The following is a 15,496-nucleotide window of genomic DNA, read 5'->3' as shown; positions in this document are numbered from 1 at the left end:
TCCAGCATGATTCACCTGATTTTCCCCTGAACAGTATTGTCCAATAGATCAGCCAAACGTTTTGAAAGAACGGCGTAATTGAACTGTTCCGTATCGGCAGGACTCGGAGGCGTCAGGCTTGTCCGGTCATTCATTAATTCCATCAAAGTTCGCTTGGCCTCAGACATGCGGTTTGGACAGCATCGACCAAGGCGATGCCGATGGACAAGATTAGCGGTGGCGCCTTCCCCGCCGAGCACAAACAATGGGCGGCCTGCAGTCATATATTCATAGATCTTTGCAGGTACCTGAAGCGGATAGTCAGGCTGCAGGATCAACAACACATCGGACTTCGCCATTTCCTTCAGACAAGCCTGATGCGGGATGGGGGGAACTCGCTGCAGCACTCCACGCTCTTCCAACGACTTGGCGAGCTGATTGCAAGTCAGATCGTCCACATCCCACACGCCAACGAACCGAAGGGTCAGGCGGGTATGATCCAGTGCGCCCTCGCTCATCAACGCGTGCACTGCTTGAAACAACGCAAGAGGACTCCGATGGCCATACACCGTACCAAAATGGGAGAACTCCAGTACGCTCGGTGGATTCGCGCTGGCATCGTCAATTGCAGGATGAAGTGCCATCTCCTGAGGATATCCATTCGTGATGACCACGAATTTAGTCTGCCATTGAGGGTATTGCTCACAAAAACGAACTCTGAGTTCCTCAGTGTTCAGGATCACACGGCTCGCTGCCTCACACACTGACCATTCGAGCCGCGCGGCTCGCCGATGCAAGAGCGTGGATGAAAACAACTCATGGCTGCCAACCCAAGGATCTCGAAAATCGGCCACGAAAGGCACCTCCCATTGCTGCGCAAGCCGCTTTCCCACCAGCAGGCTTGTCCAGGGACCTCCGGTTGCCAAGATCACGTCCGGACGTTTGGCCGCACTCCTCCCCACCATTGCCCGCACAGCTGGTTGATACCACCGACTCTGAGGGTCGGGGAAACTCAACCAGGCATCAAATACGAACCTCCGCGCCGTGACGAACACCGACTCCCACCGGTCTGCACCGTAACTCGAACCAGCATTACTCGCTCTGGCAGCTTGGGACGAAATTGCACTGGCCTTTCGGTTGAGCATCCGTTTGAGCCAATCACGATAGCCCAGCAACCGCCCAAGAGGATTACCATGTTGCACTCGAATGACTTCAATCTCAGCAGGAACGCGCTGAAGTAGGTCCGCGTCGGATGCTTGAGGCGGCAAAGCCGATGGCTGGTCCGTAGCCAGCACACTCGGCATCCACCCATAAGCCGGAAGGTGTCGGCAGAAATTGAGCGGCCTCATCGCTCCGGTTGCCGCGATGGGAGGGAAATAATACGCAATCATGAAAACCTTTCTCATTCTTACAGCCTTTTCACACCTTCTCCTTGGATGACAACGGATGCCTTGGACAAGTTCGCTTCGGCATGTAATCAGAGGAAATCCCTTTAGGAGCGACGCCGTTTCTTCCTCTCAGTGTTTCACACGATCCGTTCAGACGCTTTCTTGCCCCACAATGGCGGCACCTTCCCTCTGGGGGCACCGCACTCATGGCTGATCAGGCTTCACGCAGAATCGAGCACTCCACCAAACAGTTCGTTCCATGTCCAATGATGATAAGTTCATGTGGAGCATTTTTAGAATCGTGCCTTTCTCCTGAATCCATCCGAAGTCGGTTAGGATCAGACGTGCCCAGGCAACTGCCACCATGAAATTGAGTAAGCCTAGCGGATAGATGCCATAGGCTCCAGTCTTATTGACTCCTTAGCAGTCTGCTGAAATCTCCCGCATACAAGCTGCCAAGGTATGCCCTGCGCGCCGAAGATGATTACCCTTTCTTGTGAACCATTACCGGATAGTCACGCAGGAGGTAGAGATGACCATCATGGTAAAGGCGATGGCCTTCGGCGGGAAGGGGGGCAACCCATTGGCCGGCTGCTCAATCACGCTTGGCTGACACCTCACCGATCGTTACCGTCGTGACTTCCTGTTTCCCTAAGATATATCTCGCCGCCTTCACAACGGGAAGAGCATAGAGTTTCGGCACCGTGGAAAAGTCTTCGGAGTTGGCATGAGCGATTCCGAGCTGAAGTGATTCCTTTTCCCGAGGAATATAGAGCGACCCGAATAAGGCGTCCCATATGGAGAACATAAAGCCGAAGTTCTTGTCCCAATGTTTCGGGTCCTTGCTGTGATGAATCTGATGCTGAGCCGGGCTCTGGAATATCCAGCTGGCTATGGGGCCATAAGAAAGCCAGATATGAGAGTGCCGTAAATGAGCCCCTGCCATGTAAAATAAGAACGTAAACGCATTCACTCCAAGTATCGTTAAATCCCCCACCGGAAAACCGCTCATTGTCGTATAGCTTACGGCAGCCAGTGCCGTCACTATGGATATGACAACGCTTGACAACAGCCCATCGATTGGATGCGCTCGATAAACCGTCACCGGTGTCAAGACTTCGGCCGAGTGGTGGATCTGGTGAAATATCCAAAACAGCGGAACTTTATGAGCGAGGTAGTGTCCGAAGAACACTCCAAAGTCGCCCACAAGCAGGGCCACAAATGCAACCATGATCGGGTCAGGATGGATCGGCGATACAAATCCCAACCATGTCGATTGGCTGACATAAAAAGCCGCCTTATAAAACAAAAGCGTCATCCCTGAAAACATGGGTCCATAGGTCAGGGATTTGATGGTCATATCAATGGCTACAAACTTGTAGTCGACGATTGCAGACGGATGCCCCCACACTTCACGAGGAAATATGAACCTCGCTAACGAAACACCGTCACCGAGGTTTCTCTTACGCCTTTCGAAGGCATAGACTCCTATGCCGATGAGGAAGCTTGCTACGAAATATATCCAACTGAACCTGCTTTCCAATTGGAAGAACATCCGAATCCCAAGCGTGGCGGCATTCACGAACGCATCCCATGATTGGTACGGCTCACTCATGTACTCTACGACCTTCCCAACAAACCATGTAATGCCGTCAGCGATCATGTTGACCTATGCCTTTTATAACTAGTACGTAATCAGGAATCCTGGATCACCCAACCTCAGCGAACTACGAATGCTTCTTTGGGAACCGGGCAGCATACTGTATTCCACCCCACACATGACTCTTGAAGTGATGATCGGCCCAGCTCTCAGGACTAGCCCCTCCGGCTGTATACCAGGATCGCCCGCCGTCATACTCGTGATACCATGCGACCGGGTGATCTGCTCTCATGTTTCCACCTTCATACGTATTCTCATCGAGAGTGAGCAGAACGGTCACTCCATTTTCGCGAGGATTTGGAGAGAAATTGTACCACTCATCAAGACGGCCCCAAGCCTTCGGCAGCTCCTTCGTTGAAACATGGGTACTCTCTTCAACTTGTATCATCCCTCTCACAGTGGCCGAATGACTTCCGCCATACCGGGAACCAACCAGTTTCCCATACCACGACCAATTTGATTCCGTATCTGCGGCTGAGTGGATGCCTACGAATCCACCACCGGCTTTGATGTACCTTTCAAACGCAGCTCGCTGATCGGAGTTTAGGATTTCTCCCTGGGTCGACAAAAAGATCACGGCCTGATATCGAGCCAATACGGCATCCTCAAGCATATGAGCATCGCTGGTATCATCGACCTCAATCCCCTTCTTCCGCGCCATCTCCCTGATGACCCTAATCGCATCTGGAATACTTTCATGAAACGCAATATCCGTTTTCCAAAACACGAGCAGCCTGGGAGCCGCTGAGCGAGGCTGGTCCAATGTGGTTAACCGATTTTCCCATACTTCGACATTGCCCTGGTCGAAGGTAATGGTCCCAGCGATATCTTGATCCCCATCGCCATCAAGATCACCGACAACGACATTGTGAAGAAAGGGAATGCCTACCACGTGCCTGACCCATGACCTCCTCTGGTCTCTTTGATGGTACACCAGCAATCTGCCCCCCACCCTAAACTCCGAAGTCACTACATCAAGCAGACCGTCGCCATCCATATCCACCAAGTGAAGAGCATGAGCTGAGTCGACGGGCCCCTCATCCACGACATGTTCTTCCCAATGACTGGTTCTATCTCCGGAATTCTTAAACCACGAGATCTTTCCGGCTTGTTCTGAAACGGACATCACAATATCTGGTCTCCCGTCGCCGTCTATATCTCCGGTGTCGATCGCGGCATATTCGTTCCAACTTCCGAACGAGTGTGTTTTCCATTCCTTCGTCAACACGTTTCCATGGGGATTTTCCAACCAGACACCCGGCACAATGATGTCCGGAAAGGTATCCCCGTTGAGATCTTTCACCGCAAGTCCATTGCGCCCGACTCCTGGCTCCAGCGTCTTCATAGACCAAAATCCGGATGGGTCATGGACCAGGATCGTCACCAGAGAACTCGTCTCGCCGCGCATGATGATGTCGAGATTGCCGTCCATATTGAGATCAGCCAGCTCGACATTATGATTCGTCGCTGCGGCGCCAATCGAATGAAGAGACCATAGTGCCGAGACATTTCCCTTTGGACGAGGATTTTCCAGCCATACATCACCAAAGACAATATCGACATCTCCATCATTGTCGATGTCACCGAGAGCGATTCCACTCTGCGTATAGTATGCATTGCGTGAACCAATGACCGTCTTGACCTTCCCTCCGCTCCTGTACATGACTAATGGGCCATGGCTTCCAGCCACAATGAGATCACCGACACCATCTCCATCAAAGTCGCCAATGGCCTTCGCCCAGGGATTAGCCGGACTTTGCTGGTCAATGATGTGCTGGCTAACGGGGTACCGATAGTTAATCAGATCGACTTTCTTGGAACTGTCTATCTTGTTTTTCACCACCGGATAAAGTTTGAACGCCAGCAGTCCAACTGCAATACATAGTCCAACCATCAACCCTGTTTTAACGAACCCCATCTGATCATCCCCTTAGTTCCATGCGCTATGATTGGACAAGCCGGCCAATCATTCATATTGAAAACATCGTGCATCAGCCAGAAAGCATTCTGACGTACCTGCTCTTCACATCCTCATAGTCTGAGGCCAATGCTTGACGCGCCGCAAGAAAATGTGCGGAGGCTTTCTATATTCCACATCGACTCCCAGCGCGATCTCCATTAAGGAACGTCTAATTAATTTGTGATTGCACTACGGAATCGATCCATGGGTTAGTCCATGAAAGCAACCCCTACCAGAATGGGATCGCTTGAGAGCATCTGATCAAGGTCGCTCGCCATCAGACCACCCACTCGCCCTCCTCATGCCCTCTTGGCTCCCACCAACAGATGACGTCGAGCTACGTACAGATTCGCCAGGCTACAGCTGCCTCACCGCCAATGGATGTTCTTCACCGACCTGCTGTAGCAGACTTTGGCCCACCTAAAGATCTCCGCTTGATCACCATGAACACATGCTCGACTGTGCACGCAGCTTCGATTTCTTCCAGTTCTTCGCCCACTGGTCCTAGCGAGCCACCCCTATAGTTGACTGGCTCTGGTGGCAGAGGATGCAACGCTCATTCGGCACCACCTCCCCAGCATGCTCGGCTATCTTTGGCGTGACATCACCAATGCGGCGTGGAGGCCTCGAACGTGACGATCCAGCAGGCGAAGAAGACTGCCCCTGGCTACCAAAGCGTCAAGCAATTCAAAGCCGCCATCAATTCCCTTGCGGAAGACTGGCTCTCTAACTACTCCCCACGAAAGGCTGAAGAGTCATAGGTACGAACTCCATTCCCATACGGCCGAACAGAGCACTTCAAGTCCGTCCTTGCGGAAGCTCCTGCCATTCACTTTGACTGAATTAGTCACTTACTACCTTTTGAGCGAACGACAGCGAGTAGTTGCCAAAGCCGCCGATGATGAAACATGAGTACTGCACAGATATAGGCCACTGCACCGACACATATCTCTACTCCAAGCCTGACCGTCAACGGCCAATCCGACTGGACTATCTGTTGAATCCCCTTGATGGCGGCCACCATGAAGACAACACCTGTGCATGCTGGCCAGAGCGCATGAATATAGCGCCAGAATGAGAGTTCTATAGCCCTCAACACATGCACATACGGTTGAATAAAGCCAAATGGCTGAACAACGACCCATGCCCAAGCCAACCCCACAACGCCCCAACTACTGCCCACCCAGAATGCGATCGGATACGTTGCAACACACAAAAGACCATTCAGCATCGCAACTCTTGAATTGCTCGTCACATAGAGAAGCGGCGGTACCAAGCTGAAAACTGATCTTACACCCGCCCAGCAAGCGAGAATCTCTAATGGGGCAATCACGCCATTCCATTTATCCCCCAGCACGACTAGCACAAACTCATGGGCGACAAGCGACATTCCCATGGCTATGGGCCACACGATTAATGAGAGTGCTTCCGTAAGCAACAACAGATAGCGCCGCATGGCCTGAGGATCATTTTGCACCGTCGAATAGATGGCCGGCATCACACGACTCAACAGCGCCGTGATTTTTTCAATCGGCATATACGCAAGAGTGCCAACCATCGAATACACACCCACGGCCACCTGCCCCAGCACCCGCCCACCGATAAATACGTCGGAGCTCGCAGCCACATACCAGGACACGCGACTGGTCAATACGTGGGAGCTGAGCCGGATAGTTTCCTTCATGGAGTCAACCGTCGGCCAGGCATAAGAAAGTGGCCTGGACAACCAGATCACTGTTGTTGCCGCCAACTGCCCCGCCAACCCGCCCAATACAAGCGCCCAATATCCTCCCCCCAACCAAGCCACTATCAGTGTTGTAAAGGTCGCAACGAGGGATTGTCCTCCTTCCAAGAAGGCCAGAAACTTGAAACGCAGATCCTTCTCTAACAAGGCGCTGGGTACAGATCGCATGGAGAGAATGACGAACCCGGCTCCCATCGTGATCATGATAAGCGGTACTTCCTGGGCTCCGAAGAATTTCCCGGTTGGTATAGCCACCGCGCAGGTCAACAGGAATCCGCTGATACCGAAGAGGCTTGCTAGACTATGGATCTGTGCAATCTGGGTCTTAGTGAGATGCCGCAACGCCACCACCGCCGCACCCAATCCGAATTCATTCAAGAGCCCAATGAGCCCAATAAAGACGCCCGCCATGGCAACAATTCCATAATCTTCAGGATTGAGAAGTCGTGCCACAACGATGGTGGACACCCAGGAAAGAAGCTGGCTCAACCACTTAACGGCGCCGGTCCAGGCCAGTCCGCGAACTAATACGCGATCAAGTGACGACCCCACGACAGTAGTGGAGGACGATTCGGAGGTGGAGGTGGAGTCGGATACGATCGGTTGCATCATCTTTTGGGAGAATGGTGAATGAAGTGCTCAGGACTGAGCGAGATAGGCTTACGCGTAAGATCGAACTTACTATCTAGAGAAGGTCTGATGAATTCACGTTTGCACTTGGGAATCTGTTTCTGATGGGCATTACGCTGAGGGATGTACGCATCAATCGCCACAATCAGTTCCGAGCCACTACGGAACACGCCGCGCCGAAGCAGTTTGGCCGTCAGGTCGCCAAAGACCCGCTCTACCAGATTGAGCCACGAGCTACTGGTCGGGGTGACGTGTCCTATGGACGCGTGGGTGCCGTATCAGCCACCATTGGACCGTGGGGTGTTTGTGGGTGGCATAGTTGTCGACGATCAGATGCAGGGCGTTGGCCTGAGGAATCTGCCGATCAATCAGCCGTAAAAACCGCAGCCATTCCTGGTGCCAATGGCGGGGCTGACAGGTGGAGATAATCGCGCCTTTGGCCACATGCAGAGCGGCAAAGAGCGTGGTGGTGCCATGGCGCATAGAGTCGTGTGTCAGCGTGCCGTCAGAGGCCCACGGTTTGCCGACTTGTAGCCACGGCGGCAGCAATCTGGTGGTTGTCGTGGCCTGCAGCCGCCAACAACACAATCTTGGCTCGAAGCACCAATCGTGCAAGCGCCCGGCGACCACGCGCCCACTGCGTGAGTTGCTGGCGTTCAGGGGCCATCAGCTCAACGGCGGGGGCGATGCGCATAGGGTGATCCTTCTGGGGCACAGAGAACACTCATGCCAGGTAATCGATCAAGCTACTTATGATCCACTACACTAGCGGCACCGCGTCCTCGGGGATTCATCAAAAGAACCACTTCCTGCACGTATTGGTCACGCGACGCAATCATCTCTCGCATCAGGAACCCAAACAGCCTGACGCGTTCTCGCACAGCAAGCGGGGCATGCACTAGTGAGCGCATACTTTCAAACAGATGCCGCCACATCCGCGCAAAGGCTTTCTTGCGTACGATCTTCGGATCCATGAAGGCCTGGATACCATCCAGCGATTGGATGCTGCTAGAAGCCCCTGGGTGCATCCGCCTGAAAAACAATCGCTGGTCGATTTCGTGAAACTGCCCGAATAGCGCCAGTTCAGTCACAAATAGGACATCGGCTCCGGGGAAGCTCCCAATCAGGCGCGTCTGCCGGAGCACGCTGGTCCTCATTAAGCCATAGATGACATTGGTCAAGCCTATCTGTTTGACCGCGGCCTTATATCGTTCCACCGGACTGGCTTGCCTGAGGTCGAGGTTGTCTTCATACGGCTGAAGGGCTTGCCCTTGCCCATCGATGAGCGTCGTCTTCGGATAGCACAGGACGGCTTCAGGATGTTGATCGAGCACGTGGACGCAGCATGCAAGGGATTCAGGAGCGAATAGGTCGTCAGCGGGAGCCCACCGAAAATACCGCCCCCGTGCGAGATCAAGAACGTGCTTGTAATTCCACGCCGCACCCTGGTTACATTCGCTCCGAACGACTCGAATGCGATCGTCTCGCCGGGCGTACAATTCAGCGATTGCGTTCGATCCATCGACAGACGCATTATCAGAAATAATCAATTCAAAATCGGTAAACGTCTGGCTCAGAATGGAATCCACCGTCTGAGAAAGAAAGCCTTCTCCGTTGTAAACCGGCAATCCAATACTGACAAGAGGCATAGGTTTGGTCATGCTGCAAGGTTCCTCCGCTTCACTCCATCACCCGACCACCCACTTCCGGCTGTAGAACGCTTCCGCATACCGCCCACTGCCGTTTGCCTCAATCCCTCGCAACCGGAGCAGAGCCAAAAATGTATCGCTGCTGAACCATTGCTTGCCGTGCTGACTGGGAAACCCTTGAATGATGTACGCCGCCTTCCGTTTCGCCAGAAGGTCAGGGAGCGACACGAAAAAATTCGGAATGCCCATATCGCCGTCATATTTTGGAATTTCGTACTCGAGAATGCATTGCCGGCGGAAGGTATTCCACGTGAGTTCATTAATAACACGGTGATCCTGATGCAGGTCATCTCGGTAATGAGTAAAAACCAAATCCGGTGAAACCTTCTGTTTCAGTTGCTCAAAATATCGTTTTATCGACTGGCCGCAGTAGGGAAAAACGCTCTCGCGGAATGTCTTGACGATGATCGTCTTCTTTGCGGCGCCCGCCAGAAATCGAGAGGCACTCATGAGTGCCTCTTTCTTCCTGACTCGGTTGGCACTAAAGACCACCCAGACAACCTCCGCATCAGGATACGTGTTCAGCAGATGCAAGAGAGTTCCGCCGCAACCGATCTCTATATCATCAGAGTGAGCTCCTAGACATAGCACGGTGCACTTAGATCCTGGTGTACTTTTCTGCAATAGCGGAATCATAGTTTTCTTCGTTTCGCTATCGGGACCCGCCGGATTGTTTCCAAATGAGCCAGGGAGCCCGTCCTTTAGCGTACATTTCGTCGAGCACCTGCTTGTCCTTGAACGTATCCATACTGGCCCAGAACCCGTCGTACCGATAGGCCACTAACTTCTGCTCCTTGATGAGCCGCTGAAACGGTTCTTGCACGAGCTCCTCACCAGGCTGTATATAATCGAAAATGGCTGTGGAGAACAGCATATAGCCCCCGTTGATGCGCAGACTGGATCGACTCATCTCTTCCAAGCCTGATACCAGCCCATTTTCGCCGGCTGTCACCATGTGATAACTCAACCGCGGAGCGACGCTCACAAAACTTCCCACAGCCTTCATCTGACGGAAGTGTGCTAGCTGATCCGGTAACGGAAGATCAGTCAGGCCATCGCTATAATTGGCGATGAACTCTTGATCGTTTCCTAGATACTTTCTCACTGCAATCAGACGCTGAGCGATATTCGCATTGGTCCCTGTATCAGCGAACGTGATGCGCCAATCCTGAATATCCATATTAATTAAATCGAGTTTCTTGCCGCCTTGCGACATAACAAAGTCATTCGATGCACATTCACTGTAGTTAAGAAAGTAATCCTTCACGACGTCCGTGCCGTGGCCGAGACAAAGGATGAACTCTGTATGCCCGTAATAGGCATAATACTTCATGACATGCCATAAGACGGGACGATACCCGACGGGTACCATCGGCTTGGGAATGTTTTCGGAATACTCCCGAATCCGCATTCCGAACCCTCCGCAAAACAATACGACTTTCATGAACCGACCTCTCGTTCAGATGGATTACTCAAGAGACCTTCTCGAGCCAGGCTTCGCGCCAGAATAGGTACTCTGTTCTGGGGCAAAGCTTTTGATAATCCGCGTGGCACAGCACTCCGTCGAGCATGATGCAAGGCGCCTGTTCCGTCATATGAATCATCTTGCCGGTTTTCTGGTCAATGAGACGGTAGGCACGCGTCACGACGCGATACTCTCCCTCACAATATCGAAACATTCCAACATCGAAACGCAATCCTCTGGTTTTCCCATCGCCATCTAGCGTCTTCATGATATCGTCTGGCTTCTTTATGCGAACGAGATCACCTGGCTGCAGATTAAGATTGGCGACTGGTGTTTTCTTAAGCAGGCCTGGCTCCATATAGGGAAATCCTACACCGCCTCGTTTCTTCTGCGCCCAATTAAAGATATCAAGAAGAAGTGTGCGCACAACTTCTTTGAGGGTTCGATTTCCGCAAGTCACGTCCGCCGCATAGTGGCGGATATCCCACCAGGCCATGGGAAGACTGGCTTTCTTCATCTCTGTGATCAAGCACATATAGGTCGGCTCATCACCTGACTCAGCCTGAACGACACGCTTAACACGTGCCGCCAACTCGTGGTACACCAAGTCAAGCTGATTGCCTGCTCCCTTGGCGTGAGCCGATGCGAATTCAACATTGGTTCCTGCGGGAACTCTTCTTAGCCAGGATTCCTTCCAAAACAACAGGCAACCGGCCTGACACCCACCATGTGAGGACCCGTCACAGCGAAGCCCCTCAAGCATCACCGTGTCTCTCACACGCCGAAAGCCCTGTTTGCTGATCGTGTCGCAGGTCTTCGTGGCTCGCTTGAACACTTGAAACCGCCGCCCAATAAACGGCAACATTTCTGGCATGAAGGGTAGCGACTCAAGGGTTCCTCGCTCGTCCAGCGTCCCAAGAATTTCTTCGGCGCTCCGAATTTCAACCCAATCTCCAACGATCAGACTACCTGCCATCTGAGCGCCTCCTCCACAACACCTTCTGCATTGCAGTCACGAAACTCACTCGAAAACCGCGCGTCCCTTTGCATCATAATGCAGGGCCAACACCCCGCCGGCTGCGATGCTGTATCCTACTAGCGCACCAGCCAAACACAGGATACCCCCCATGGCACGAATCGGGATCGGCAGGATCAGCACCGCTTGCATCACGGGTAAATCCACTGCAGGAGCGCACAGTAGGATGACGCCAACAAGCAACACTCCTGTTCCAGCCACTGCGGCCATTACAGCCGTCTTTGCATAACTGTGTCGATACTGCTTCATAAATGGTTTCCCTCTGCTTCTACGTAGCCCCCTCTACCTCTTCGAGCAATCCATGTTCAAGCAACAGATCAGCGGCATGCCGCACCTGCCGAAATGGCAGGCCAGACCTCTCTGCGATATCTAAGAGTGTGTGTGAGCCATCGGAAAGATTAAGCGCCCAGAGAAGTAGAAGCTCCTTCTCTCGCCCTCCCCCAGCTAATCCTCCCATAGCGCCATACAATCCTCGTTTGCCTAGTTGTGGCTCGCCATTCGGCAATAGATTCCGAAAGGTTCTGTTGCCTTCCAGCACGTAACAAATCTCTATGCATTTGCGATAAGAATCCGCCAAGGAGCTGGGCTTGACACACTCAAGGTTGTCTGCGGACGTATGATATTCCGGGAAACGTGCCCCAGTTGAACGCATGAAACATCCGACCGGTAGGTTAAAGCCGGGAGAACAATATTGACGTTCGTCATATCCGTAAGGAACAAACTTGAAGATTTCATAGGGCTGACCGCTGTACCTCAGGACATGTGTAACGGCGCGATCGATCTCCGCTGCTTCCTGGCGGCTGCACTTGTACGTAGAGCACCCGACATCCCCAAGCGCAACCAACACAACGCCGTGCCGGATTCTTCGGCAAGCTTGCTGGTTTCGAGCCAGCCAGGCCAGAGACCCTAACTGAGTCGGGACAAAGAGAAACCGATAGGTATAGCGCCGCTTCGGCATAGCAGCGATGGCTTTGGCCAGATAGGCAGCGATAACAATCCCCGACAAATTGTCGTTGCATAAGGACGGATGGCATATATGCGTGGAAAACAAAATCTCGTCGGCCTGCTCTCCGGGAATCACACATTCTCCATACGTCATCGCACCATTAGACAATGTAGAATCAATGCGGACCTCATACTGATCTTCGGCTAGCCTGACCAGGTCGTTATGGGCGATCGAAAATCCCCAATTCGGTTTGTAATACGAGGCTCGTTGCGGGATCCACTCAGGATGTTCCGGGAGTGAATAGAGTCGCGGCAGCAATTCAGCCAGACTCATGGTCTCTGACACGGGCACGCTGTAGCCCATGACATGTAAATTAGATTTCTGAAAATCAACGACGCGGTCGCCTTTTGAGTTTTTGATATAGGCATCTCTGATATTCCACTCTTGCGGAACAGTCCAGTCAAAGACGGTCGTCCCTGTGGGCACTTCATGAATGACAAGCGGAATCACGTCATTGAGCATGTGCAAGGTCTGACGAACTCCGTTACCTGTCAGGCTACGGCATATCGGATAGAGATCAGCCATGAGCCGATGCATCTTTGCGCCCATTTGGTCTTGTTCAGCCACCTGAAAAGCATCTCGTTCGATCATCGTCTACCCCGCATGATCACTAGGTACACACTCGCGCTTCAGGAATCGGCACAACAAATTTCCCACCCCATTCGCGTATGAAGCCCATTTGCTGCATGATCTCGTCTCGAAAGTTCCATGGCAGGATGAATACATAGTCCGGCTTGGTTTCAGAAATCTTTTCCGGAGCATAAATCGGTATATGCGTACCAGGCAAAAACTTCCCTTGCTTATACGGATTGCGGTCCACGGTGTATTCGATGAAATCCGAGCGTATTCCGCAATAATTAAGGAGCGTATTGCCTTTGCCAGGTGCCCCATATCCGACGATAACTTTTCCTTTTCGCTTCGCCTCAATCAAGAACTCCAGCAACTTTCGCTTGGTCTCCTTGACTCGCTCCCCAAACAACGCATACGTTTCGACTTGTTCAAAACCAGCCGTTTGCTCCCGCTGCTTTAACTCACTATATCGCTCCGTCATGCGATGAGTCGTATCATCGACGTGATGGGCATAGATCCGGAGTGATCCTCCATGCGTAGATAATTCTTCCACATCAAACACTTCCAGGCCATGTGCCGCAAAGACGCGCTCCGCGGACAGGAGCGAAAAGTAGAAGAAATGCTCGTGGTAAATGGTATCAAACTGATTCTCCTCCATCAGCTTCATCAAATGTGGAAACTCGATGGTGACGACACCCTGCGGCGTCAACAATAGTTTGATGCCGCCGACGAAGTCGTTCAAATCCGGCACCTGAGCCAAAACATTGTTTCCGGCGATAAGATCGGCTTTTGTACCCTGCTCAACTAATTCGACCGCAGTCTGTTTCCCGAAAAACTTTACCAGTGTTGGCACATTCCTTTTTCGTGCCACTTCAGCCACATTGGCTGCTGGTTCGACCCCAAGGACCGGAATCCCCTTGGCGACAAAATGCTGCAGCAAATAGCCGTCATTACTCGCAAGTTCCACCACGAAACTCTTTGTAGTGAGCGCAAGTCGTTGCGCGATCATATCGGTATAGCGCTTTGCATGCTGCACCCAGCTATCTGCGTAAGAGGAAAAGTAGGCATACTCGGTAAAGATATCCGACGGACTAACATACTCGTGGAGCTGCACAAGCCAGCAATGCTCACAGACGTATACGTGCAAAGGGTAGAATGGTTCCATGTGGTCCAATCGATCTTGGCTCACATAGCTTTCACAGAGTGGATGCATTCCGAGATCGATGAAGGTCCGGTGTAGCGGCGTCTGGCAAAATAAACAAGCATTGCTTTCCATGACTACCTTCCCTTTCATCGTTATGGATCCACTCAACCGGACAACTATGCTGGCGTGCTGTGCTTCGTGACCGGCAACCATGCAAGTTTATCGGTCAACCACCCATCCTCCTAGAACTTTCTAAAGACATTCAAGCGCATAAAACTCGATTCGCGATACGCCTGATCGGCAAATCCAGCCTGCTCCAATCCATCCTTGAATTCCAAGATCGTGGTGCGAGCGCACATCACAAAACATCGCCAGTCGAGGAGATGCTCGGGAAACGGTACGCGCGCTATGGATATTGGGTGAAGAACTCGGTGTCAAAAACAATCAATATTGCAGGCAGATAACTCTTGCAGAGATGACGCAGCACCATCGGACCGATGTAGCCCATATTCCCTACAATCAGCACCTTCATTCGGCTCTCACCGTGACAAAACGCCAGCTTAATTGACCCTGACTGGCATCGACATAATTAATACAGAGGACATTCACAGGAGCCAACGCTGTAGGCAGCTCAAAACAACGTGTAGATGAACGGTGCAACTGCCGACCCCTGCGTTAATACAATGAGACTTCCCAGCAGCACCAACACCAATACAATGGGCAACAGCCAAAACTTCTTGCGTTCTTTCATGAAGGCCCACAGCTCTCCTACGAACTCACCCATACCCCACCTCCTTGGCACACAATCGATGAATTAGAACTGAGCTTTCATATGATTTCTTGCTCGTGGTGTCCGAATTACGCGATACGTGGCGCTTGATTCAGAAAATGCTTGTCGCACTGTATTCTTCCCCATTAGCCGGAAGATCAAGCCAATAGGGGTAATCAATCCATAAAACACGATGCTCAGCAAAATTCTGGTATTGACCCACCCCAACACATGGCCGATCCACATCCAGCCCGTATGAAGAGGGCGGAGCAGCTGAGGAACAATCGCTCCCAGTAGAACCAGGAGCCCGCCCCCACCAATAACCCAGTCCCGCATGGGCTCGCCCCGAAACACCAAGGGCCATAGGCCAATAATGCAGAACACCGCCCCAACCAATAATCCAAAACTCCGAAGGTCTTTTGTTGTTGCCATCTGA

The 15,496-nt window shown here is 52.2% G+C and carries 14 protein-coding genes; all 14 read right to left on the bottom strand.

Features of this window, described 5'->3' with window-relative positions; all coding sequences use genetic code 11:
- Nucleotides 1–11 precede the first annotated feature (11 nt).
- Nucleotides 12–1,385 carry a glycosyltransferase family 4 protein gene (locus tag E8D52_13455; GenBank protein TKB66697.1) on the bottom strand — a complete coding sequence of 458 codons (1,374 nt, stop codon included), beginning with the start codon at nt 1,383–1,385 and terminating at the stop codon, nt 12–14.
- A gap of 577 nt (nt 1,386–1,962) precedes the next feature.
- Nucleotides 1,963–3,030, bottom strand: a complete 1,068-nt coding sequence (locus E8D52_13450; protein ID TKB66696.1) for a sterol desaturase family protein — start codon at nt 3,028–3,030, stop codon at nt 1,963–1,965.
- Between the two features lie 64 nt (nt 3,031–3,094).
- Nucleotides 3,095–4,945, bottom strand: a complete 1,851-nt coding sequence (locus tag E8D52_13445; protein ID TKB66695.1) for a hypothetical protein — start codon at nt 4,943–4,945, stop codon at nt 3,095–3,097.
- A gap of 889 nt (nt 4,946–5,834) precedes the next feature.
- Nucleotides 5,835–7,343 (bottom strand): lipopolysaccharide biosynthesis protein, encoded by a 1,509-nt coding sequence (locus tag E8D52_13440; protein ID TKB66694.1) that lies wholly within the window; start codon nt 7,341–7,343, stop codon nt 5,835–5,837.
- A gap of 252 nt (nt 7,344–7,595) precedes the next feature.
- A complete protein-coding gene (locus E8D52_13435; protein ID TKB66693.1) occupies nt 7,596–7,844 on the bottom strand; it encodes a hypothetical protein in 249 nt (82 codons plus the stop codon).
- Between the two features lie 22 nt (nt 7,845–7,866).
- Nucleotides 7,867–8,055 carry a hypothetical protein gene (locus E8D52_13430; GenBank protein ID TKB66692.1) on the bottom strand — a complete coding sequence of 63 codons (189 nt, stop codon included), beginning with the start codon at nt 8,053–8,055 and terminating at the stop codon, nt 7,867–7,869.
- 52 nt (nt 8,056–8,107) lie between these two features.
- The gene (locus E8D52_13425; protein ID TKB66691.1) at nt 8,108–9,022 is read right to left on the bottom strand and encodes a glycosyltransferase family 2 protein; all 915 of its coding nucleotides are present in this window, start codon (nt 9,020–9,022) and stop codon (nt 8,108–8,110) included.
- A gap of 27 nt (nt 9,023–9,049) precedes the next feature.
- Nucleotides 9,050–9,706, bottom strand: a complete 657-nt coding sequence (locus E8D52_13420; protein TKB66690.1) for a PIG-L family deacetylase — start codon at nt 9,704–9,706, stop codon at nt 9,050–9,052.
- Nucleotides 9,707–9,722: 16 nt separating this feature from the next.
- Nucleotides 9,723–10,514, bottom strand: coding sequence for a glucose-1-phosphate cytidylyltransferase (locus E8D52_13415; protein TKB66689.1), 792 nt, complete (start codon nt 10,512–10,514; stop codon nt 9,723–9,725).
- A 28-nt stretch (nt 10,515–10,542) separates the two neighbouring features.
- Nucleotides 10,543–11,511 carry a hypothetical protein gene (locus tag E8D52_13410; protein TKB66688.1) on the bottom strand — a complete coding sequence of 323 codons (969 nt, stop codon included), beginning with the start codon at nt 11,509–11,511 and terminating at the stop codon, nt 10,543–10,545.
- Nucleotides 11,512–11,556: 45 nt separating this feature from the next.
- Entirely contained in the window at nt 11,557–11,820 is a 264-nt protein-coding gene (locus E8D52_13405; GenBank protein TKB66687.1) for a hypothetical protein, read from the bottom strand.
- A gap of 19 nt (nt 11,821–11,839) precedes the next feature.
- On the bottom strand, nt 11,840–13,168 hold the full coding sequence (locus tag E8D52_13400; protein TKB66686.1) for a DUF4910 domain-containing protein: 1,329 nt from the start codon (nt 13,166–13,168) through the stop codon (nt 11,840–11,842).
- Between the two features lie 19 nt (nt 13,169–13,187).
- The gene (locus E8D52_13395) at nt 13,188–14,423 is read right to left on the bottom strand and encodes a class I SAM-dependent methyltransferase (GenBank protein ID TKB66946.1); all 1,236 of its coding nucleotides are present in this window, start codon (nt 14,421–14,423) and stop codon (nt 13,188–13,190) included.
- Between the two features lie 682 nt (nt 14,424–15,105).
- On the bottom strand, nt 15,106–15,492 hold the full coding sequence (locus E8D52_13390; GenBank protein TKB66685.1) for a hypothetical protein: 387 nt from the start codon (nt 15,490–15,492) through the stop codon (nt 15,106–15,108).
- Between the last annotated feature and the right edge of the window lie 4 nt (nt 15,493–15,496).

The organism is Nitrospira sp. (assembly GCA_005116745.1).
GTDB lineage: Bacteria > Nitrospirota > Nitrospiria > Nitrospirales > Nitrospiraceae > Nitrospira_D.
Note: the sequence above shows the minus strand (reverse complement) of the source record. Positions and strands in the feature narration are given on the sequence as shown.

Coding starts and splice junctions, on each gene's coding strand:
- E8D52_13390 (TKB66685.1), bottom strand. CDS start 15,492: ATGGCAACAACAAAAGACCTTCGGAGTTTTGGATTATTGGTTGGGGCG.
- E8D52_13440 (TKB66694.1), bottom strand. CDS start 7,343: ATGATGCAACCGATCGTATCCGACTCCACCTCCACCTCCGAATCGTCC.
- E8D52_13395 (TKB66946.1), bottom strand. CDS start 14,423: ATGGAAAGCAATGCTTGTTTATTTTGCCAGACGCCGCTACACCGGACC.
- E8D52_13410 (TKB66688.1), bottom strand. CDS start 11,511: ATGGCAGGTAGTCTGATCGTTGGAGATTGGGTTGAAATTCGGAGCGCC.
- E8D52_13430 (TKB66692.1), bottom strand. CDS start 8,055: ATGCGCATCGCCCCCGCCGTTGAGCTGATGGCCCCTGAACGCCAGCAA.
- E8D52_13400 (TKB66686.1), bottom strand. CDS start 13,168: ATGATCGAACGAGATGCTTTTCAGGTGGCTGAACAAGACCAAATGGGC.
- E8D52_13435 (TKB66693.1), bottom strand. CDS start 7,844: ATGCGCCATGGCACCACCACGCTCTTTGCCGCTCTGCATGTGGCCAAA.
- E8D52_13405 (TKB66687.1), bottom strand. CDS start 11,820: ATGAAGCAGTATCGACACAGTTATGCAAAGACGGCTGTAATGGCCGCA.
- E8D52_13455 (TKB66697.1), bottom strand. CDS start 1,385: ATGAGAAAGGTTTTCATGATTGCGTATTATTTCCCTCCCATCGCGGCA.
- E8D52_13420 (TKB66690.1), bottom strand. CDS start 9,706: ATGATTCCGCTATTGCAGAAAAGTACACCAGGATCTAAGTGCACCGTG.
- E8D52_13415 (TKB66689.1), bottom strand. CDS start 10,514: ATGAAAGTCGTATTGTTTTGCGGAGGGTTCGGAATGCGGATTCGGGAG.
- E8D52_13450 (TKB66696.1), bottom strand. CDS start 3,030: ATGATCGCTGACGGCATTACATGGTTTGTTGGGAAGGTCGTAGAGTAC.
- E8D52_13445 (TKB66695.1), bottom strand. CDS start 4,945: ATGGGGTTCGTTAAAACAGGGTTGATGGTTGGACTATGTATTGCAGTT.
- E8D52_13425 (TKB66691.1), bottom strand. CDS start 9,022: ATGACCAAACCTATGCCTCTTGTCAGTATTGGATTGCCGGTTTACAAC.